The 21,258-nt window shown below is 67.8% G+C and carries 19 protein-coding genes and 1 pseudogene; 10 read left to right on the forward strand and 10 right to left on the reverse strand.

Annotated features, from left to right (window positions below):
* The first annotated feature begins 64 nt into the window (after positions 1-64).
* The gene (locus WS92_RS21690) at positions 65-1,096 is read left to right on the forward strand and encodes a threonine/serine dehydratase family protein (protein ID WP_009912791.1); all 1,032 of its coding nucleotides are present in this window, start codon (positions 65-67) and stop codon (positions 1,094-1,096) included.
* A 449-nt stretch (positions 1,097-1,545) separates the two neighbouring features.
* Positions 1,546-1,995 (forward strand): DUF3574 domain-containing protein, encoded by a 450-nt coding sequence (locus WS92_RS21695; RefSeq protein ID WP_015601734.1) that lies wholly within the window; start codon positions 1,546-1,548, stop codon positions 1,993-1,995.
* A 208-nt stretch (positions 1,996-2,203) separates the two neighbouring features.
* On the opposite strand, the gene WS92_RS21700 is transcribed toward WS92_RS21695, so the two are convergent.
* Positions 2,204-4,726, reverse strand: coding sequence for a penicillin-binding protein 1A (locus WS92_RS21700; RefSeq protein WP_059934694.1), 2,523 nt, complete (start codon positions 4,724-4,726; stop codon positions 2,204-2,206).
* Positions 4,727-5,241: 515 nt separating this feature from the next.
* Here WS92_RS21700 and WS92_RS21705 point away from each other — a divergent pair.
* The 4 genes from WS92_RS21705 to WS92_RS21720 all read left to right on the forward strand — a co-directional run bounded on the left by WS92_RS21705 (position 5,242) and on the right by WS92_RS21720 (position 8,670).
* On the forward strand, positions 5,242-5,922 hold the full coding sequence (locus tag WS92_RS21705) for a PspA/IM30 family protein (RefSeq protein ID WP_006026123.1): 681 nt from the start codon (positions 5,242-5,244) through the stop codon (positions 5,920-5,922).
* Between the two features lie 112 nt (positions 5,923-6,034).
* Positions 6,035-7,243, forward strand: a complete 1,209-nt coding sequence (locus tag WS92_RS21710) for a tetratricopeptide repeat protein (protein ID WP_015600473.1) — start codon at positions 6,035-6,037, stop codon at positions 7,241-7,243.
* 184 nt (positions 7,244-7,427) lie between these two features.
* Positions 7,428-7,859: a large conductance mechanosensitive channel protein MscL gene (gene mscL, locus WS92_RS21715; protein ID WP_004192898.1), complete on the forward strand. Its 432-nt coding sequence runs from the start codon at positions 7,428-7,430 to the stop codon at positions 7,857-7,859.
* 367 nt (positions 7,860-8,226) lie between these two features.
* Positions 8,227-8,670: a hypothetical protein gene (locus WS92_RS21720; protein WP_004191671.1), complete on the forward strand. Its 444-nt coding sequence runs from the start codon at positions 8,227-8,229 to the stop codon at positions 8,668-8,670.
* 158 nt (positions 8,671-8,828) lie between these two features.
* On the opposite strand, the gene WS92_RS21725 is transcribed toward WS92_RS21720, so the two are convergent.
* Positions 8,829-9,767 carry an NAD(P)-dependent oxidoreductase gene (locus WS92_RS21725; protein WP_061083876.1) on the reverse strand — a complete coding sequence of 313 codons (939 nt, stop codon included), beginning with the start codon at positions 9,765-9,767 and terminating at the stop codon, positions 8,829-8,831.
* A 90-nt stretch (positions 9,768-9,857) separates the two neighbouring features.
* Between WS92_RS21725 and WS92_RS21730 the strand changes: the two genes are divergently transcribed.
* Positions 9,858-10,067 carry a dodecin gene (locus WS92_RS21730; RefSeq protein ID WP_009912804.1) on the forward strand — a complete coding sequence of 70 codons (210 nt, stop codon included), beginning with the start codon at positions 9,858-9,860 and terminating at the stop codon, positions 10,065-10,067.
* A gap of 507 nt (positions 10,068-10,574) precedes the next feature.
* Complete coding sequence (locus WS92_RS21735) at positions 10,575-11,504, forward strand: LysR substrate-binding domain-containing protein (RefSeq protein WP_006026119.1); 930 nt, start codon at positions 10,575-10,577, stop codon at positions 11,502-11,504.
* A gap of 194 nt (positions 11,505-11,698) precedes the next feature.
* Here the strand turns inward: WS92_RS21735 and WS92_RS21740 are convergent, their stop codons facing one another.
* Entirely contained in the window at positions 11,699-13,111 is a 1,413-nt protein-coding gene (locus tag WS92_RS21740; RefSeq protein ID WP_059934607.1) for an 8-oxoguanine deaminase, read from the reverse strand.
* A gap of 497 nt (positions 13,112-13,608) precedes the next feature.
* Here WS92_RS21740 and uraH point away from each other — a divergent pair, with 497 nt between their 5' ends.
* Both uraH and WS92_RS21750 read left to right on the forward strand, forming a co-directional pair.
* A complete protein-coding gene (gene uraH, locus WS92_RS21745) occupies positions 13,609-13,962 on the forward strand; it encodes a hydroxyisourate hydrolase (RefSeq protein WP_059934606.1) in 354 nt (117 codons plus the stop codon).
* A 49-nt stretch (positions 13,963-14,011) separates the two neighbouring features.
* Positions 14,012-15,214, forward strand: a complete 1,203-nt coding sequence (locus WS92_RS21750) for a urate hydroxylase PuuD (protein WP_059934605.1) — start codon at positions 14,012-14,014, stop codon at positions 15,212-15,214.
* An 89-nt stretch (positions 15,215-15,303) separates the two neighbouring features.
* Here the strand turns inward: WS92_RS21750 and WS92_RS37250 are convergent.
* The 7 genes and pseudogenes from WS92_RS37250 to WS92_RS21785 form a co-directional block, all read right to left on the reverse strand.
* Positions 15,304-15,467 (reverse strand): annotated as a pseudogene (locus WS92_RS37250) (hypothetical protein).
* A 137-nt stretch (positions 15,468-15,604) separates the two neighbouring features.
* Positions 15,605-16,969, reverse strand: a complete 1,365-nt coding sequence (locus WS92_RS21760) for a hypothetical protein (RefSeq protein WP_059934604.1) — start codon at positions 16,967-16,969, stop codon at positions 15,605-15,607.
* 207 nt (positions 16,970-17,176) lie between these two features.
* On the reverse strand, positions 17,177-17,689 hold the full coding sequence (locus WS92_RS21765) for an ureidoglycolate lyase (RefSeq protein WP_059934603.1): 513 nt from the start codon (positions 17,687-17,689) through the stop codon (positions 17,177-17,179).
* Positions 17,686-18,699 (reverse strand): allantoicase, encoded by a 1,014-nt coding sequence (gene alc / locus WS92_RS21770; protein ID WP_059934602.1) that lies wholly within the window; start codon positions 18,697-18,699, stop codon positions 17,686-17,688. The genes WS92_RS21765 and alc overlap by 4 nt, the downstream gene beginning before the upstream one ends.
* 123 nt (positions 18,700-18,822) lie before the next feature.
* Positions 18,823-19,344 (reverse strand): 2-oxo-4-hydroxy-4-carboxy-5-ureidoimidazoline decarboxylase, encoded by a 522-nt coding sequence (uraD, locus tag WS92_RS21775; RefSeq protein WP_015600525.1) that lies wholly within the window; start codon positions 19,342-19,344, stop codon positions 18,823-18,825.
* Positions 19,344-20,297: an allantoinase PuuE gene (gene puuE, locus WS92_RS21780; RefSeq protein WP_059934601.1), complete on the reverse strand. Its 954-nt coding sequence runs from the start codon at positions 20,295-20,297 to the stop codon at positions 19,344-19,346. Before puuE ends, uraD begins: the two co-directional genes overlap by 1 nt.
* Before the next feature lie 145 nt (positions 20,298-20,442).
* Positions 20,443-21,255: an aspartate/glutamate racemase family protein gene (locus WS92_RS21785; protein ID WP_059934600.1), complete on the reverse strand. Its 813-nt coding sequence runs from the start codon at positions 21,253-21,255 to the stop codon at positions 20,443-20,445.
* Between the last annotated feature and the right edge of the window lie 3 nt (positions 21,256-21,258).

Consider the following 21,258-nt stretch of genomic DNA (forward strand, 5'->3'; position numbering starts at 1 on the left):
CGCGCGCCGCGGCGAGCTTCGTCTTGGCCGGCCGATCGGCCACCTCATCGATACGCGCACGCACATGTCGACTTCACCCAACCGCCCCGCTCATTTGACGATCAACGGCGAGCCGATTCCGACGCTCGACGAAATTGCCGCGCAACACTTCGCGCTCACGCCGTGGGTCATGCGCACGCCGGTGTTCGAGCGCGCGGACCTGCCGTCGCTCGACAACACGCACGTGAACTTCAAGTTCGAGCTGCTGCAGGCGAGCGGCAGCTTCAAGGCGCGCGGCGCGTTCACGAACCTGCTCGCGCTCGGCGCGGACAGGAAGAGCGCGGGCGTCACCTGCGTGTCGGCGGGCAATCACGCGGCGGCCGTCGCCTATGCGGCGATGCGGCTCGGCATGAGCGCGAAGGTCGTGATGTTCGACACCGCGAGCCCGGCGCGCATCGCGCTCTGCCGCCAGTACCGCGCGGAGGTCGTGATGGCGTCGAGCCCCGCCGAGGCGTTCGAGATCGTCCGGCGAATCGAGGCCGAGGAAGGCCGTTTCTTCGTGCATCCGTTCAACGGCTATCACACGATTCTCGGCACCGCGACGCTCGGCTACGAATGGGCGACGCAGACGCCCGACCTCGATGCGGTGATCGTGCCGATCGGCGGCGGCGGTCTCGCCGCGGGCACGTCGACCGCGCTGCGGCTCGCGAATCCGCGCGTGCACGTGTACGGCGTCGAGCCGGAGGGCGCGGATGCGATGAGCCGCAGCTTCGCCGCGAATCACCCGATCCGGATGGGTGCGATGCACACGATCGCCGATTCGCTGATGGCGCCGCACACCGAGGAGTACAGCTACGAGCTGTGCCGCCGCCATGTCGACCGGATCGTCACCGTCTCGGACGACGCGCTGCGCGCGGCGATGCTCTATCTGTTCGCGCATCTGAAAGTCGCTGTCGAGCCCGCCTGCGCGGCCGCGACAGCCGCCTTGCTCGGGCCGCTGCGCGAGCCGCTGCAGGGCAGGCGCGTCGGCGTGCTGCTGTCGGGCACCAATATCGATTCGACGGCGCTCGCCACGCATCTCGAGCACGCGCGGCTGCACCGGGCAGCGCGGCCGTGACGCCGGTTATCCCCAGTTCATGTTGAAGAGCATGTTGAAAAGCCGCGGACAAGCGCGCTAACGCGTTGATCGCGCGACGTTTTCGGGGAGCGCCGCGAAATGCGTCGATAGTGCGCGCAGCGGGCGTGCAAAGCGATGCGGTTATCCCCAGTTTTTGTTGAAAGGGCTGTTGATAAGCATGGGGCAGCGGCGCTAACTGCTTGATCCGATTCGATTCGCCTGCGCCGGCGCGGAGCGTTGCACGATCGAATCGCGTCGGCCGCGCGCCGGGCCGGGCGGCGCGTTTTCCACAGATTATGTTGACAGGCTTGTTGATAAGCGGCCGGACAACTGCGTAAATGCCTGAGCGCGCAGCGCTTTGCAGTCGCGCTCCCGGATGCGGCGGCGCGCATTTGCACGGTCGCGTGGTCGCGTGGTCGATCAAACACGACATTCGACGAGGATCAACGATGCGAGTGACTCATTCGACATGGATCGGCGGCATCGCGCTGATCGCCGCCGTCGCCGCGCTGCCGGGCTGCGCGACGTCGCCGCAGCCGGCGTCAAGCGATGCGCGCTGCGCGCAAGCCGGCGGCACGCGCGAACTGCAGGCAGACCTGCTGTTCGGCCGCGACATCGCCGGCCGCGGCCCCGTCACCGACGCCGAGCGCGCGCGCTTCGTCGCCGACGCGGTCACGCCGCGCTTTCCCGACGGGATCACGACGTGGGACACGCGCGGCCAATGGCGCGATCGCGAAACGGGCGGCGTCGTGCACGAGAAAAGCTTCGTGATCCGTATCGTCGCGCCCGACTCGCCCGCGACGCTCGACAGCCTCGCCGCCATCCGCCGCGCGTACATCGAGCGGTTTCATCAGCAATCGGTCGGGCTCGTGCTGGCGCGCGTTTGCGCGTCGTTCTGATCGGCTCGTTCCGGAATGCATTGCATGGCGGCCGGTCATTCGCCCTCCAAGTCGAAGCAGACCGAATATTGCCGGCGAGCGCGCCGCCCGCCGGCGCAACGGCACCGCACCGCCATCGGCAATCGCCGCCGCCAAATCCGCGCCGGCAAAAAAACGGGCGCCGTCAGCGCCCGTTTCTTCGCGATGCGATCAACGCATCGACATTCGATCAAGGCTTGTTGCCCTCGAACATGTCGATAATCTGCCGCTTCTCCTCCGGCGTCACGGGCGGCGGCGTCAGGCCCGCGGCGCCCGCCGAGCCGAGCGCGTCGTTCGCGCTCACGGTGGGGCTCGCGGCAGGGTTGAAGTCGACGTTCGCGACGAAGCCCGCGCCCGGCGTGCGATCCGCGTAATACAGCTCGCCGTCGATCGTCGTCAGCCCGTCCGGCATCGCCATCTGCTGCTCGGGCACGCCGGAAAGCGCGGTGCGCATGTAGTTCACCCAGATCGGCAGCGCGAGCTGCGCGCCGAATTCGCGGCTGCCGAGGCTCTTCGGCTGGTCGAAGCCCATCCATGCAACGGCGACGAGCGATTGCTGGTAGCCGGCGAACCAGCCGTCCTTCGCGTCGTTCGTCGTACCCGTCTTGCCCTGCAGGTCGCCGCGGCCGAGCGCGTTCGTGCCGGCGCCCGTGCCCGCCGTCGCGACGGTGTGCAGCAGGCTGTTCATCACGTATGCGTTGCGCGCGTCGATCGTGCGCGTCGCGCTCGTGCCCGCGACCACCGGCTGCGCCTTTTGCAGCGCCTGGCCGCGCGCGTCGTCGACTTCGGCGATCAGATACGGATCGACCTTGTAGCCGCCGTTCGCGAACACCGCATAGCCCGCCGCGAGCTGCAGCGGCGTGACGAGGCCCGCGCCGAGCGCCATCGGCAGATACGGCGGCGTCTTCGCGGGATCGAAGCCGAAGCGCTGCGTTACGTAGTCCTGCGCGTACGACGTGCCGATCGACGCGAGAATCCGGATCGACACGAGGTTCTTCGAGCGCTGCAGCGCGGTGCGCATCGGCATCGGGCCGTCCGGCTGATCGTCGTCCTTCGGCTCCCACGGCTGGCCGCCCGGCACGCTCGGCGGGAAATAGAGCGGCGCGTCGTTGATGATCGTCGCAGGCCCGAGGCCCTTTTCGAGCGACGCCGAATAGATGAACGGCTTGAACGACGAGCCCGGCTGCCGCCACGCCTGCGTCACGTGGTTGAACTTGCTCTTATTGAAGTCGAAGCCGCCCACGAGCGAGCGGATCGCGCCGTCCTGCGGCGCGACCGCGACGAGCGCGCCTTCGACCTGCGGCAACTGCGCGATCTGCCATGCGCTCTTCGCGTCCTTCATCACGCGCACGATCGAGCCCGGCTTGATCTTCAGCGCGGCCGACGCGCGCGCGCTCAACGCGCCCGCCACGAAGCGCAGCCCGGCGCCGTTGATCGTCGCGGTCGCGCCGCCGACGAACTGCACGTCGACCGCCGCGGGCGACGCGGCAAGCACGACGGCCGACTGCAGATCGCCGTTGTCCGGATGATCGGCGAGCGCGTCGTCGATCGCCTCGTCGCGCTCGTCGCCCGCGGGCGGCAGCGCGACGAAGCCTTCCGGCCCGCGGTAGCCGTGGCGGCGCTCGTAGTCCATGATCCCGCGGCGCACCGCCTGGTACGCGGCCTCCTGGTCGGCCGCGTTGATCGTCGTGGTGACGGTGAGGCCGCGCGTATAGGTCTCGTCCTTGTACTGCGCGTACATCATCTGCCGCACCATTTCGGCGACGTATTCGCCGTGCACCGCGTACTGGTTGCCCGGCGTGCGCACATGGATTTCCTCCTTCACCGCCTGGTCGTACTGCTGCTGCGTGATGTAGCCGATCTCGAGCATGCGCTTCAGGATGTACTCCTGGCGCACCTTCGCGCGCTTCGGATTGACGACCGGGTTGTACGCGGACGGCGCCTTCGGCAGCCCCGCGAGCATCGCCGCCTCGGCGAGCGTGATGTCCTTCAGGTCCTTGCCGAAGTACACGCGCGCGGCGGCCGCGAAGCCGTAAGCACGCTGGCCCAGATAGATCTGGTTCATGTACAGCTCGAGGATCTGATCCTTCGTGAGCGCGCGCTCGATCTTGTATGCGAGCAGCATCTCGTAGATCTTGCGCGTGTACGTCTTCTCGCTCGACAGGAAGAAATTGCGCGCGACCTGCATCGTGATCGTGCTCGCGCCCTGCCGCGCGCCGCCGTGCAGCAGATCGGCCACGCCCGCGCGGAGAATGCCGACGAAGTCGACGCCGCCGTGCTCGTAGAAGCGGTAATCCTCGATCGCGAGCACCGCCTTCTTCATCACGTCCGGGATGTCCGCGAAGCGCACGAGGCTGCGGCGCTCCTCGCCGAATTCGCCGAGCAGCACGTGGTCCGCGCTGTACACGCGCAGCGGCACCTTCGGCTGGTAGTGCGTGAGCGCGTCGAGCGAAGGCAGTTGCGGCCCCATCACGACGAGCGCGTAGCCCACGATCAGCGCGCCGACGACGAGCAGCGTCGCGAAGAGCCCGACGAACCACAACGCGACGCGCGAGCCGAACGTGCGCGAGCCGCTGTCGCGGCTCGTGCGGCGCGACGCGCGGTCGCCGTCATCGTCGTCATCGGTGTAATAGGCGCCGGCAGGCGAGCGTCGTAGCGAATAATGGTGCTCGTTCGTGGCGCGGGAGGAAGGCGGTCGTTTGATAATAGGCATGTCGGATGGGCGGCGCACGAGGCGCGCCTCGAGCACGCGCTGAGCGCGTGCGTGGAATCGATGGACGTAGCGTCGTGGAGCGTATCACGTCGACGGCTCCCGGCGCGCGTCGGTCCATACGGCTGTCCGGTCCGCAGCGTGACAGCGCATTTTAATGAAATCGATCGCCCCCCTTCAGGATTTTTTGTAAAAAATCCCCCAGTTCGTTGCGCCGCGCACCGTCGTGCGCCGCGAACGCTCCTATGATGAAGGCGAAACGCGGCGCGACGCCTCCTTTCGTTCTGAAAGGCGCGCACGCGCAAAAAAATGGCGCGCGGCGCACTGGAAATTGCCGTCGCCGGCCATATGTTCGGTCGCGGCGGCCGGCATGCGCGCCGCCCGCCCGGGCCTGCGTTTAAGCGGCGTTTAAGCGAACCGGTGGTGTAATATCCGCCGACGCGAGCCGCCTCGCACCGCGGCGAGGCATTGCCCGCGATGCGCGATGCGCGCATCGTTCATCACTTACGGAGGAATCCATGTCGCTTTTCGACTCTATTTCGCGCACGATCAAAGGTCTGCTGAACGACGCGGCGGACTCGGTGCAGGACCCGTCGCGCGACGCGCGGCAGATCGTGCGGGAGCTCGACGACAGCATCGGCCGCGCGGAAAACTCGCTGATCGAGATCGAGGCGCAGGTCGCGACGCAACGCAGCAAGCGCGACGCCGCCGACGAGCGCGCGAAGAAGTACGAGGACGGCGCGAAGCGCGCGCTGCAATCGGGCGACGAAGCCCTCGCGCGCGAAGCGCTCGCCGCGCAGGCGAACGCCGAGGCCGAGCGCGACGCGCTCGCCCGCGAGCTCGAGACGCTCGAGCCGTCGGTCGACAAGCTCAAAGGCCAGATCGCCGACATGCGCGCGCGCCGCAACGATCTGAACGCGCGCTCGAACATCCTGCAGGCGAAGCAGGAAATCGCGCAGGCGAAGGACGTCGCGGCCACCGCGCTCGGCGGGATCGGCGGCAAGAACCTGTCCGAGGACTTCCAGAAGCTCGAGGACAAGGTCGCGCTGTCGAACGCGCGTTCGGACGCGCGCCTGAACTCGGCCGATACGAACAGCGGCCGCGCGCTCGACGACAAGCTCGCGGCGCTGAACAAGGGGCCGTCCGTCGAGGACCGCCTCGAAGCGCTGAAAAAGCAACTGAACACGCCGGCGCAGTAACGGCGGCTCCGCCAGCCGGCGCTTCGCAGCCGCGGCGGCGGGCGCGTCCGCTTCGCTCCGCCGCCGCGCCGCGAACATCCGCAAGGAGACGGGCCGAGCGCCCGAACCGATCATGAAAAAGCTTCTCGCAGCCGTCGGATTGTCGCTACTCCTCGTGTCGGCCGCCGCGAACGCGGCAGTGCCGTCGCTGCAACAAATCCAGCAGTCGATCGCGCAAGGCAACTGGCAGCGCGCCGACGCGCAGCTCTCGCAGGTGATCGACGCATATCCGGACAACGCGCGCGCCCGCTATCTGTACGGCCAGGTGCTCGACCGCGAGGGCCGCCCCGCCGACGCGCTCGCGCAGATCGAGCGCGCGAAGTCGCTCGATCCGCAACTGCGCTTCACCGATCCGTCACGCTTCGCGCAGACGGAAGCGCGCGTGCGCGCCGATGCGCGCCGCGTGGCGGCTGCGCAGACGTCGCGCTCGGCGACCTCGGGCGGCATGCTCGCCGCGCCGCAGGCCCAGGCCCAATCCCAATCGCAATTCGCCGCGGCACCCGCCGCGCCCGTGCACCGCGGCCCGTCGGCGGGCATGTGGATCGGCCTCGCGGTGCTGATCGGCGCGATCGTGCTCGTGCTGCGCAGAACGCTGCGCCGCGCGCGCTCGGCCGACGATCAGCGCGCCGACGACGAACGTCGCGCGCAACTGAAGCGCGCAACCGACATCCTCAACGACGTGCGCCCGCTCAAGCTCGACGCGCGGCTGTCGACGGCGCCCGGCGCCGCCGCGCTCAACGGCGAGATCGAGGCGCTCGAAGCGCAGGCGCGCGAGTTCGTCGAAACGCTGTCGAACGGCAAGAACCCGGTGCCGCCGTACCGGCTCGACGAGTTGGAGAAGCAGTTCGCGAGCCTGAAGGCGCGCGTCGAGGGCCGCCCCGATCCGAACGCGGCCGCGGCCGCAGCAGGCGCCCCCGGCCAAACGGGCTCGGTATTTGCTCAGGAGGCCGATCGGTTGACGGGCGCGCAAGGCCAGCCGCCCTACTCGCCATATCCGCCGCAGCCGCAACAGCAGCCGCCCGTCGTGATCCAGCAAGGCGGCGGCTTCGGCGGCGGCATGGGCGGTTTGCTCACGGGCGTGCTGCTCGGTCAGGCGATGTCGCATGGCCGCGACCGCGTGATCGAGCGCGAAGTGATCGTCGACGACGAAGCGCGGCGCCGCGCAGGCGCCGATCCGGGCATCGACTTCGGCCAGGGCGACAGTTGGGACAGCGGCGGCTCGGACGGCGGCGGAAGCGTCGATCTCGGCAGCAGCGGCGACGATTGGAGCAGCAACGGTTGACGATGCGCCGCGGAAACGACGAAATGGGCCGGAAACGGCCCATTTTTTTTGCGCGCCCCTTTGTCAAGATTTTTCAGATGAACTATCGATAAAGGATCGGGTTCGTTATGATGACGGCCATCAATGTGCCGTAACGAATCGTTGCGCCACGCGCCAATTCACTTTCGACAGGAGCAAGCCGCCCATGAGCATCATCAAGGAATTCAAGGAATTTGCCGTCAAGGGCAACGTCATGGATCTCGCCATCGGCGTGATCATCGGCGGAGCGTTTTCGAAGATCGTCGATTCGGTGGTGAAGGATCTCATCATGCCCGTCATCGGCGTGCTGACGGGTGGCCTGGATTTCTCGAACAAATTCGTGCTGCTCGGCCAGATTCCCGCGTCGTTCAAGGGCAATCCGGAATCGTTCAAGGATCTGCAGGCGGCGGGCGTCGCCACGTTCGGCTACGGCTCGTTCATCACCGTGCTGATCAACTTCATCATCCTCGCGTTCATCATCTTCCTGATGGTCAAGTTCATCAACAAGCTGCGCAAGCCGGAAGAAGCCGCGCCCGCCGCGACGCCCGAAGACGTGCTGCTGCTGCGCGAGATTCGCGATTCGCTGAAGCAGCGCTGAACGCACGCGCCGCACGATCGCCACGAAGCCCGCCGCGCGCGGGCTTTTTTTCGTCGTCCGGACGGTCTCCGGCGGTGCGGCGCGCGCAAGGCAGAGAATACCCGCATCATTTTTTGCGACGTTCTGACGCACGCGCGGCGCTACCGGGTCTATGATGGAGACTCAACGACAGTGCAGGCGCAGAAGCGCTGGCTTTGGCGATCGTAGGCTCTCCCCGGTTCGGTCGACGCACGGCAAAACGCATCGGCGAACTTCGTGAAGCCGGCATTTTCGTATGCTATAAAAGATCGACATGCGGCGCGCATAGCCGGGAGTGGGTCGCATGAGGATGCCGCATTTCTTGCAATTGTTTTTGAGGCGAGTGTTTATGTCCTTCCCGAAAAAACGCCGACGCGCGCAACCGGACGGCCAGGAATCGTTCCTCGCAGTGCTGCGCCATGCGAAGCCGTTCGCCCAGCTCGACACGAAGATCGCGCGCGCGCGCGCGCAGGACGAGCCCGTGCTCTACGCGCACGTGCTGCCCGGCCTCGACGTCCTGCTCTGCAGCGTTCGCGGCGCGCAGCCGCCGTATCCCGCGATCGCCGAGCTGCGCAAGCGTTGCATCGAATCGATTGCCAATGCGCTCGAGCAGCCGCTCGACGGGCTCGAAAACGGCGGCTACTGGTACGAAGCAAACGGATTCGGCTTCCTCGTGTTCGCGAGCCGCGCCCGCGCGCGCATCCTGCCCGAATTTGGTGCGGGCGTGAAAGCCGGGCTGCGCAGCGGAATCGGACAGCCGAACGCCGGCGATACCACGCCTCGCTCGCTGTAATTCTCGCCATCATGAAACGGGCCGTTTGAAACGGCCCGTTCTTCATTCACGCCGCCGCCGTCGCGCGGCGGCATGCGCGTTTTTCGGCGTATCTTTCGGCGCGTTGTCAGAGAGATCTGCACGCGCCGCCGCGACGCCAGCGCATAAACATCCACCCGTCACTCGCCTCGCTTCGCCTGCGGCCGCACGATGTTGATGAACGCCGCGAAATCGGCTTGCGCAAGCCCCATCGCCGCGCCGAGCCGCAGCACCTGCTGCACGGCCGCCGCAACAGGCATCACCGCGCCCGTATCGCGCGCCGCATCGGCGATTGCGTCGACATCCTTCTGAAACGTCCTCAGCGCGCCGATCGACGGATGGCCCGTGCCCGTCATCCGCGGCACGAACGTCTGCAGCAGCACCGAATCCGCCCAGCCGCCCGCGAGCGCTTCGGCCAGGCGCGCCGCGTCGATGCCGCTCGCCTGCGCGAGCCCCACCGCTTCGGCGATCGCCGTGACGGTCGCCGTCACGATCGCCTGATTGCACAGCTTCGCCGTCTGCCCCGCTCCCGCATCGCCGAGATGCGTGACGCGCGATGCGTAAGCGCCGATCAGCGCGCGCACCGCATCGACATCCGCTTGCGGGCCGCCCGCCATCACCGCGAGCGTGCCCGCCTCTGCGCCCGGCACGCCGCCCGACACCGGCGCGTCGACCCAGCTCGCGCCGAGCGCCGCCGCGCGCGCCGCATACGCGCGCGTCGCCGCGGGCGGAATGCTCGAATGATCGACGATGCGCCGCGCGCGACGCGCGGCGGCATCGCCCGCGAGCACGCCGGATGCGCCGAACACGACGTCGCCGACCGCTTGCGCATCGAGCACGCACAGCATCACCGTCTCCGCGCGCGCGGCGAGTTCGGCCGGCGTGTCGACGACCTGCGCGCCGTGCGCGGCGAGCGCGTCGGCCTTCGCGCGCGTGCGGTTCCATACGTGCACCCGATGGCCCGCCGACAGCAGATGCCGGATCATCGGCGCGCCCATCAACCCCGGCCCACAGAATCCTACGTCCACGTCTTCCCCTTTCCTCTCGTTCGAATACCGATTGCAGTTGCCGCCCATCATACCTATCACTCAAGAAGGCATGCGCGGGAACGCCTGATGCGCGCGTCTTGCCCGCTGAACCGAACGTCGAACGACTCACCGGAGAACATCATGAACGACCACGTCTACAAGCTGCTCGAACTCACCGGCTCGTCGCGCCAGTCGAGCGACGACGCGATTCGCAACGCGATCGCCAAGGCGGCGAAGACCGTGCGCAATCTGCACTGGTTCGAAGTCACCGACACGCGCGGACACATCGAAGGCGATCAGGTGATTCACTGGCAAGTGACACTGAAGGTCGGATTGCGGATCGAGGACTGAACGGGCCCGGCGGACCGGCCGGCTGCGCCGCGCACGACGCGCGGGCATCAAACGAACGTTTGGAACGCTCGTTCGCGCGGAACGCGACGATCGCCCCGCGACGCGCGCGGAACGCGCGTCGGGCGGCGTATCGTCCGGTCCGCCTCTCAGGCGCCCGATGATACGTGACGCCTCGCGCGACATCGGCTCGGCGCTACCGATGGGGCCGACCTGCCGTTACCGTTTCGGTCTCCTTTGCACGTCGACATGTCGTTCCTTTTTTCGTCGCTCGTCCCGCCGCTCGTTTCACCGTCTTTCTTGCCGTCCCCTTTACCTCCTTTTCAGCCGCCTTCGCACGGTTGCACCGCAAGCTCGCCGCCGCCGTCCGCACCGCCCGCCCGTCGCGGATCATCCCCCGCCGCGCGCGGCGATTCGAATGCGTCACGCTTGACGCTCCTTTATGTCCATATTAAAAACCATATACCCCCAGCCCCCATCGATCAGCCCGGACATATAAACGGAGAGAGCATGAGCCAGCAACGCGAGGCGATCGACACGTATCTATTGCGCGTCCTGCATACTTTGCTGATGGAGCGCAGCGTGACGCGCGCGGCCGTCAAGCTGAACCAGTCGCAACCGGCGATCAGCGCCGCGCTGCGCCGCCTGCGCGACATCACGGGCGATCCGCTCCTCGTGCGCGGCAAGTCCGGGATGGTGCCGACCGAGTACGGCCTGCGCCTGCTCGAGCCCGTGCAGAACGCGCTGCGCGAAATCGAACGGATCAAGTTCCAGCAGCACAACTTCGATCCGGCGACGTCGATCCGCTGCTACCGGATCGGCTGCCCGGACTATCTGAACGTGCTGTTCGTGCCGACCGTCGTCGAGCGCTTCCGCCAGGCCGCGCCGAACGCGACGCTCGAGTTCCATTCGCTCGGCCCCGCGTTCGACTACGAGCTCGCGCTCGAGGACGGCAAGCTCGACATCGTCGTCGGCAACTGGCCGGAGCCGCCCGAGCAATTGCACCTGTCGAACCTGTTCGTCGACGAGATCGTCTGCCTGATGAGCAACACGCATCCGTTCGCCAAGCGCGGCGGCCTCACGCTCGACCAATACCTGAACGCGCCGCATCTCGCGCCGACGCCGTACTCGGTCGGGCAGCGCGGCGCGATCGACGTCCATCTCGCGCGCGAGCGCCTGAAGCGCCACGTCGTCGTCACGCTGCCGTACTTCAATCTCGCGCCTTACGTGCTCGTGAAGTCGGATCTGATCTTCACGACGACGCGGCTCTTCGCCGATCACTACGCGAAGTTCCTGCCGCTGTCGGTCGTGCCCGCGCCGCTCGATTTCCCGCCGATGCAGTACTACCAGCTCTGGCATGAGCGCTGCCATTACTCGGACGAGGTGCGCTGGCTGCGCGGTCTCGTCGCCGAGGCGACCCGCACGCTGATCGAGGTGTAAGGACGCGCGGCGCGGGGGTCACGGCGCTTGATGCGCGTCACGCCGTCGGCGGCGATGTCGGCGCGCGATCGGCCGACGCGCATGCCGCCACGAGCTTTTGCGGATGCTCGGCCGAATCCGCACGGGCGCACACCCATCCGCGCGCGCGACACACGGGGCCGCCCCCGCGCCGAACCGCCCGCAAGCCGCGCCGCTCAGCGCGCCGCCTCGCCAAGCGCCCGCGCAAGCGCGTTGTGTCGCTCGACGAGCGGCTCGATCTCGAGCGTCGTCAGCCGCCCTTCCCGCACGACGACGCGTCCGTTGACGACGCTGTACGCCGCCTGCGACGGCGCGCAGAACACGAGCGCCGCGACGGGATCGTGCAACGCGCCCGCGAACTGCGGCGTGCGCAAGTCGAACGCGACGAAATCCGCCGCCATGCCGGGCGCGAGCGCGCCGATGTCGTCGCGGTTCAGCACGCGCGCGCCGCCGAGCGTCGCGATCTCGAGCGCATCGCGCGCGGTCATCGCGTCGGGGCCGAATCCGACGCGCTGCAGCAGCAGCGCCTGCCGCATCTCGGCGACCATCTGCGCGCCGTCGTTCGACGCGGAGCCGTCGACGCCGAGTCCGACCGGCACGCCCGCAAGCCGCATCCGCCGCACGGGCGCGATCCCGGACGCGAGCCGCATGTTCGAGCACGGACAATGCGCAACGCCCGTGCCGGTGCGCGCGAAGCGCGCGATGCCCGGCTCGTCGAGCTGCACGCAGTGCGCATGCCACACGTCGCGCCCGAGCCAGCCGAGATCCTCCGCATATTCGGCGGGCGTCATCCCGAACTTCTCGCGGCTGTACACGACGTCGTTCACATTCTCCGCAAGGTGCGTGTGCAGCGACACGCGATACGCGCGCGCGAGCGCCGCCGCGTCGCGCATCAGGCCCCGGCTCACCGAGAACGGCGAGCACGGCGCAACGACGACCCGCAGCATCGCGTAGCGGCCTTCGTCATGGTAGGTCTCGATCACGCGCTGCGTATCGCGCAGGATGTCCGGCTCGCGCTCGACGACCGAGTCGGGCGGCAGCCCGCCGTCGCGCTGCCCGACGCTCATGCTGCCGCGGCTCGCGTGAAAGCGCATGCCGATGCGCTGCGCGGCCGCGATGCTGTCGTCGAGCCGGCTGCCGTTCGGATAGATGTACAGATGATCGCTCGACGTCGTGCAGCCGGACAGCAGCAGCTCGGCCATCGCGGTCAGCGCCGACACCTCGATCATCTCCGGCGTCAGATGCGCCCAGACCCGGTACAGGCTCGTGAGCCAGCCGAACAGCTCGGCGTTCTGCGCGGCGGGAATCGCGCGCGTGAGGCTCTGATACATATGATGATGCGTGTTGACGAGCCCCGGGATCACGAGATGGCCGCGCAGATCGAGCACTTCGTCCGCGTGCGCGGGCAGCTCGGCGCTCGGGCCGACCGCGACGATCCGGTTGTCCTCGACATAGAGGCCCGCATCGCGCAGCTCGCGGCGCGCGCCGTCCATCGTCACGAGCACGTCGGCGTGCCTGACGGCGAGCGTCCTTGGCCGATTTTGGGAAAGGGACTGCGCGCCGGCGCGCGCGCTCGGGTGTCGTTCCATCGTCGTTCGATCTCCGTGTCGTTGCGCCGCCGAAGCGGCCTCGCTGCTCGAATGTCCGAACGCTCGAACGCGACGCTCGGCACGCACCGCGCCGCCGCGTCCGTTCGAACGCCCTGGCCCGGTTACCCGGCGTGCCCGCCGTCTTCGGGGTGCGCGAGCGCGATTCCGACGGATCGGCACGCTCGCCCGCACGGGCCAAGCATCGTCGAACGCGCGGCGCGGCGCAAGCTTCGCCGCGCGCATGATCGTCTTCACGCCGGCGATATGTTCGGCTACCGCTGGCGACGGCGGCGACGCGCATGGACGCGCGCTCATGCGGCGCGCATTATCTTCGTTATCGCTCACGGTTTGCCCCCCGAACCTTCTTACAATGGCTGCACGGCGCTCGCTTCGATCCGCCGACGGGTATGTAGCCACTGACGTGGAGCCTCGATCCGCCGCAGCATCAACGGATCGAGCCGCCGCCGATCCTCGCGACTACACAAGGACTCATGCGAATGGGAAAGCTCACTACCCACGTACTCGACATCGCGTACGGCCGCCCCGGCGCCGCGATCAAGATCGAGCTCCATGCGATCTCGGGCGACGGCAGCCGGCTGCTGAAGACCGCGCTCACCAATGACGACGGCCGCTGCGACGCGCCGCTCCTCGAAGGCGACGCGCTCGCGGCCGGCACCTACGAACTCGTGTTCCACGCGGGCGACTACTTCGCCGCGCAAGGCGTCGCGCTGCCGGAGCCGCGCTTCGTCGATCTCGTCGTGCTGCGCTTCGGCGTGGCCGATCCCGCCGCGCACTATCACGTGCCGCTTCTCGTGTCGCCGTGGTCGTACAGCACCTATCGCGGCAGTTGACCGCGCATCGCTGCCCGCACACGACAACGATCGACTCAGGAGGAGTTTCATGGAAGGCTTCATCACCGACTGGCTGAATCTCGCGATCCGCTGGCTGCACGTCGTCGCCGCGATCGCGTGGATCGGCGAGTCGTTCTATTTCGTCGCGCTCGACAACAGCCTGAAGCCGCCGAAGGACGCGCAGTTGAAATCGCGCGGCGTGTTCGGCGAGCTGTGGCACGTGCACGGCGGCGGCTTTTACAACATGCAGAAGTACCTCGTCGCGCCGCCCGAGATGCCCGAGGATCTGCACTGGTCGAAGTGGCCGTCGTACACGACGTGGATGTCCGGCTTCGGCCTCTTCTTCGTGCTGTACCTGCTCGCGCCGAACACGTACCTGATCGACCGGAACGTGCTCGACATGGGGCCCGTCGTCGCGGTCTCGTCCGCGCTCGGCTTTTTGCTCGCGGGCTGGATCGTCTACGACTGCGCGTGCCGCCTGCTCGGCAGCCGCGACAGGCTGCTCGGCGCGTTCGTCGGCCTGTATGTGATCGCGGCGGCGTACATCGCGTGCCACGTGTTCTCCGGTCGCGCCGCGTACCTGATCGTTGGCGCAATGCTCGCGACGATCATGACGGCCAACGTGTTCTTCGTGATCATCCCCGGCCAGCGCAAGATGGTCGACACGCTGCTCAAGGGCGAGACGCCCGACCCGATCTACGGCAAGCGCGGCAAGCAGCGCTCGGTGCACAACACGTACTTCACGCTGCCCGTCGTGTTCGCGATGCTGTCGAACCACTACGCGATGACGTATGCGAACCAGTACAACTGGATCGTGCTCGTCGTCATCATGCTCGCCGGCGCGCTGATCCGTCAGTTCTTCGTGATGCGGCATCGCGGCCAGCAGCTCTGGTATCTGCCGCTCGGCGGCGTCGCGCTGATGGTGCTCGCGCTCGTGACGACGATGCCCAAGCCGATCGCGCCCGAAGCGCAGGCGGCGAACGCCCCGAATGCGCCGAAGCCCGCAATCGGGGACATCGCGCCGATCCTGCAGCAGCGCTGCGTCGCGTGCCACTCGGCAAAACCGACGCTGATGGGCAGCGCGCCCGCCGGCGTGATGTTCGACACGCCCGACGAGATCGCGCGGAACGCGCCGCGGATCTATCAGCAGGCGGTGCAACTGAAAGCGATGCCGATCGGCAACGTCACGCACATGACGGATGACGAGCGAACGAAGATCGCCGCGTGGTTCGAGAGCGGCGCGGCGAAGTAAGCTGCCGCGTGCCGGTGCGCCGGCGCCATCCTCTCCGTTCGCGGGCCCGGAAACGGGCCCGTTTTTTTTGCGTGCGGCGGATGCGTGCGTCAGTCGCGCAAAGCGTCGCGCTGCAGCGCGACCAGTACGTCGAGCGCCCGCGCGCCGTCGACGAATGCGACGAAGATGTGGTCGTGAATGCGTACGCGCCTGGGTTCAGCTCGGGCTGCATCGTGCGCAACAGGATTGCGAGATCGCTTTCGGGCTGGCTCATCGGAAAGCGGGCGTCCAGGTCGGGCGCGAAGTGATGACGATCGACGCACGATACCACCCGCGATGAGCGCGGCTGCGGAACGCGGGCGATCTGCGACCGCGGCGAAGGTCTCGCCGCGGCCGGGTCAACCCGGGCGCTCAACCCGCCGAATAGCGCGGTGCGTAGCTCGCCTTGCGCGCGGCGAGCTGCGCTGCCCGCTCCGCCGGCGTGACGTAGCGCGTCGCCGCGGGCAGCACCGAGCGCAGCTCGGCCAGCTTCACGAGCGTCGCCCGCGCGGCCGGCGCAGCACCGCCCGACGTCGCTGGCAGCCGCTGCCAGCGCAGATTCAGGAAACCTTCGTGAATACCGACCGTATCGACCCAGTTATAGACGCCCGGATCGGTCGGCGACACGACGAACGTGAACGTGCCGTCCGGATTCGCGACCGCCTGGCTGTTGTTCAGCGACTGCGTGTGATTCACATAGTCGGTCGTGATCAGCCAGCGCCCGTATGCCGGTGCGATGAAGTATTTCGCGCCGCCGAGGTCGACCGTCACGACCAGCGCTTCGTCGTCGGCGATCCGGAATGCGCTGTACGTGGCCGCCTGCGTCGCCAGTCGTCCGGCCGTGCCGCCCAGCGACACGGCCGGAATCGTATTGACCGGCTGTGCATTCGCGAGTGCGTTGTAACTGGCGAACACGCTACCGCCGCTGGTCAGTTGCGCGGCCAGCGCGGCTACCATCGCGTCTCGGGTCGGCGCCGCCGCCGGCGATACGCCGGATACGCGCTCGACCGACAGGTCGTCGAATTGCTGCTCGCCCCATGCGGCGACGGTATCGCGAATGAAGAACGATGCGGCGGCCGGCGGCAACGAAACGTGATTGCCGGCGCCGTCTCCGGCGCCGGCATCGGCGGTGATCGCGAAGCGGCCGTCCGCGCTCACCTGCAGTTGATCGCCGGTCAGGTTCGCCAGCGTCGCGTGGCGGCTGTCCCACAGGCTGACGTTGGTATCGACCGGACCGTCGCGATGCACGGTGCCATGGATCACGTAACGCGCCGCCGGGTCGACGGGGAAGCTGCGATAGATCGTGTCCGGATTGTCGAACGTCGTGCGCGAGCCCGGCACGTCCATACCGAACCATGAGTGCGGCGCCGCGAGCCAGGAAATCACCTTCGGCGCGTTCAGATCCTGATTCGTGAGCGAGAGCGCGGTCGACATCGCCGATTCATCGACGGCGGTCTGCAGATACGCGAGCGATTCGTCCGGCACGCCGCCGACCGCCTGCGCCGCGGCCAGCCATTGCGCCTTCAGCGCGGCCTTCGCTTGCACGACCGCGGGTGCGGCCACCAGTTCGATCGCAAGCTTCTCCGCCGCGATCTGATCGGGCGTGGCGAGCGGGTTCGCGCCGCGCACCGCGCTCGTGCCGGTGTCGTTGCTGGCGACGATGCCGCCGTCGCCGCAGGCGGCGAGCACCAGCACGGCTGACGCCGCGGCTGCCGCGATCGTGATTCTTCGGTTCATGTTGGGATGTTCGTGGGACAGGATCGCGGGAAATTGACCTGCATCGATCGATAGATTGACGCGGCGGTCACGATACCGGATCCGTTCGTCGCGACGAACCAACAATACGGAATATGCAAAGTCCTTACGCAGTCGCCACGCCCCGATACGAAAAAAGCCCGCACATCGTTGCGCGGGCTTCCCGGGTCAAGCGGGGGGTTTGCCGGATCAGGCCGTCAGCGCGTGCAGCGCCTCTTCGGTGAGCCACAGCGATTCCTGCAGATCCTGTTCATTGAGGTTCAACCCGTCGCCGCCGCGATCGACGACGATGAAGTCGCTCACCTCGCCGAGCGCGATCAGCGGGTGGTGCCAGACGCCCTTCGCGTAGTTCACGCCCTGCCATCCGCTCGTCACGAACGCGCGAATCTTCGATGGATCGAGATCGCCCGCCGGCGCGACGACGACGATATAAGGCCGGTCCGTCAGCGGAATGAACGCCTGGCTGCCGAGCGGATGCCGCTCGAGCATCGTCACCTCGAACGGCAGCGCGCGCGGCTGTCCGCGAAACAGGTTCACGAGCGGCCGCCCGCCTTCGTCGGCGACGTCGATCTTCGCGAGATCGTGAAAGCGCATCGTCGTGCCGAGGTTGATCGGGATCTGCTTCGCGCCCGCCGTTTCGATGACGTCGCCAAACGGCGCGAACGCGGCGCGCGTCAACGGTTCGATCGCGAGCGTCTTCATTTGTCGAGCGTGCCCCATACGCGCAGACGCGACACGCCGCCGTCCGGAATGATGTTCAGCCGCACGTGCGTGACGGGCCCGAGCGCGGCGAGCTCGGCTTCGAAAGCGTGCTGCTTGTCCATCTGCAGCTTCTGCTCGCCGAGCAGCACCGGCCAGAACATCGCCTGCGTGACGAGCGAGCTGTCGGTGCCGCCCGTCACGCAGGCGGCCTGGACCGAGCAGCGGTCCGGATAGTTGCCCTTGAAATGCGCGGTATCGACTTCGATCCTGCGGATCACGCCCGGCCGCGCGAGCGCGATGATCGCCCAGTCGTTGCCCGGCTCGCGGCGGCGGCGCGTCTCCCAGCCGTCGCCCATGTTCACGCCGCGGCCCGGCAGCAGCACGTTCGACGCGAGGCCGAAGTGCTGGTTGTTCGCCGCGACGACGTAGCCGCCGTTCTCCATCGCCGCGAGATCGAACAGCTCGGATCGGCTCGCGCCCGCCCAATCGAGCTGCGGCTGGCCGTACACGCGCAGCCGCGCGATGCCGCCGTCCGGGTAGATGTTCACGCGCAGATGCGTGTACGCGTTCGCGTCATGCGCTTCGATGTAATGATGGCTATTGCCCTGCAGCGTCGTCGACGGCACGATCTCGGCCCACTCCGTCGCCTCGTTCGGCGCGCCTTCGGGCACGTGCGCGGCCTCGATCGACGCGGCCGGCGGGAAGTTGCCCGTGAAGTGGCTCGTATCGATGTCGAAGCCCTTGATCACGCCGGGCCGCGCGAGCTTCACGATGCACCAGTCGTAGCCCGTCGTGCGCTTGCGGCGCGTCTCCCAGCCGTCCATCCATTTGCCGTGATCGTCGTACTTGCCCGGGATGAACACGGCGGGCTCCGGATTCAGCATGCGCTCCTTCGGTGCGAAGAAATCGTCGCTCGCCTCGAGCGCCTGCGCGCCGAGACGCGGGTCGGCGAGATTCACGTAACGCCGCGTGAATTCGGGAGCATTCGGATCGAAAAGCGGAAGAGTCATCGTCTTGTCCTTGTCGTGGTGCGTGATACCTGATGCCTGATGAGTGGAAAACCGCCGCCGCGCGTCGTCGCGCGCGGACCTGGCGGGGGCCGCGCCGAACCGGCCGAAGCGTTCAGCCGGCGCTCACGCGTCGATCAGATCGTCGAGCCGGAAACGCGCGATCCGATAGATCTGCCCGAGGCTCGCGCGCAGTTCCTCGTCGCGCGTATGGCCGACGCGCGCCTCGAAGTTCGCGATGATTCCGTGCCGGTCGTAGCCGCGCACCGCGAGGATGAACGGGAAGCCGAATTTCTCGCGATACGCGCGATTGAGCCGCTGCAGCTTGTCGAACTCCGCCTGCGTGCAGCGGTCGAGACCCGCGCCGCTCTGCTCGCGCGTCGATTCTGCGGTCAGCTCGCCGCGCACCGCCGCCTTGCCGGCGAGCTCCGGGTGCGCATTGACGAGCGCGAGCTGCCGCGCGTCGCCCGCGCCCTCGACCGCGTCCTTCATCGTCCTGTGCAATGCGCCGATGCTGGCGAAGGGCCGCGCGGCCGCCGCCGCCTCGGCGACCCACGGCGAATGCTCGAAGATCCCGGACAGCGCCGCGACGAACGCATCCGTCGACATCGCGTTCAACTGCGCGAGCGTGTAGTGCATCGCCTGCATCATGCGTCCCCCTCGCGCCGAGGTTGCGGCCGATACGGATGATGCTCGCGCCAGTGGCGCGCGATGTCGACGCGGCGCGCAACCCATACGCGATCGTGCCGCTCGACGTGATCGAGGAAGCGCTGCAGCGCGCGAAAGCGCCCCGGCCTGCCGAGCAGCCGGCAGTGCATGCCGATCGACATCATCTTCGGCGCCTCGTCGCCCTCTTCGTATAGCACGTCGAACGCGTCGCGCAGGTAGTGGAAGAAATGATCGGCGGTGTTGAAGCCCTGCGGCGTCGCGAAACGCATGTCGTTCGCATCGAGCGTGTACGGGACGATCAGTTGCGGCGCGCTCGCGCCGCCCGACACCTCGACGTCCATCCAGAACGGCAGGTCGTCGCCGTAATGATCGGAGTCGTACAAAAAGCCGCCGTACTCGGCGACGAGCCGATGCGTGTTCGGACTGTCGCGGCCCGTATACCAGCCGAGCGGGCGCACGCCCGTCACGCGCTCGATCGCTTCCATCCCGAGCTTCATGTGCTCGGCCTCGCGCTCGGGCGTCATGTCCTGATAGTGAATCCAGCGCCAGCCGTGACACGCGATCTCGTGGCCGAGCTCGACGAACGCGCGCGCGAGCTCCGGATGCCGCTCGATCGCCATGCCGACGCCGAACACCGTGAGCGGCAGCCCGCGCGTCTCGAACTCGCGCAGGATGCGCCACGCGCCCGCGCGCGAGCCGTATTCGTAGATCGATTCCATGCTCATGTGGCGCGCCGGATACGCGGCTGCGCCGACGATCTCGGACAGGAACTGCTCGGACGCGGGATCGCCGTGCAGCACGCAGTTCTCGCCGCCTTCCTCGTAATTGAGCACGAACTGCACCGCGACGCGCGCGCGGCCCGGCCAGTTCGCCTGCACCGGATATCGGCCGTAGCCGATCAGATCGCGTGGATAGTTGGGATCGAATGCCATGGTTGGGTGCGAAGTGATGCTCCGTCAGCGGGTTCGCCTCGGCCGCGCGATGCCCGGAAACCGGGGCTGCGCGGCCGATGCGACGGACGACCCAGTGTAGCGAAAACACCCCGGAGCGCCCATACGGGCACACGGATAATGCATGTCAGACGGAATATATGTGCGGTTGCGGAAAAACGTCGGGAGACGGCGTGTCTTGCGTCGCCGCGACGGGCGCGAGCGCCCCGTCCGGGCTGAAGCGCGCGAACTCGCCGTCGTAGCGCTTCGCGAGCGGCCGCGCGAAATCGCCGCGCTTCGCGGTTGCGAGCTTCAGCGCGATCAGCGCCTCCGCCCATTTGACGGCGGCCGTCACGCCCTCGACGACGGGCGCGCCGATCGCCGCCTCGATCTCGTGCGCGAACTCGGCCATCCCCGCGCAGCCGAGCACGATCGCGTCCGCGCCATCCTCGTCGAGCGCGCGCCGGCATTCGTCGACGATCACGCGGCGCGCGGCCGAGCCGGGCCGGTCGAGATCGAGCACCGCGACATCGGTCGCGCGCACGTTGCGGCAGAACCGCTTCATCCCGTAACGCTCGGCGAGATGCCACGCCATCCCGCAAGTGCGCGCAAGCGTCGTCACGACCGAGAAGCCCGGCGCGAGCACGCTCGCCGCGTGCATCGCCGCCTCCGCGATGCCGATCACGGGCCCGCGCGCGAGCTCGCGCGCCGCGTACAGCCCCGGATCGCCGAAGCACGCGATCACGTAGCCGTCGAAGCCGTCGCGCTCGCCCGCCGCGACTTCGGCCAGAAGGCCGGGCATCGCGAGCGCCTCGTCGTAATGGCCTTCGATCGAAGGCGGCCCCATCGCCGGGCTCACGGCGACGATCGCCGTGCCCGCCGACGCGACCTCGCGCGCGCAGCGGCCCATCGCGTCGGTCATCCGCTGCGTCGTGTTCGGATTGATCAGTTTTATTTTCATATG

This window comes from Burkholderia sp. MSMB1588, assembly GCF_001546925.1.
Classification (GTDB): domain Bacteria; phylum Pseudomonadota; class Gammaproteobacteria; order Burkholderiales; family Burkholderiaceae; genus Burkholderia; species Burkholderia humptydooensis.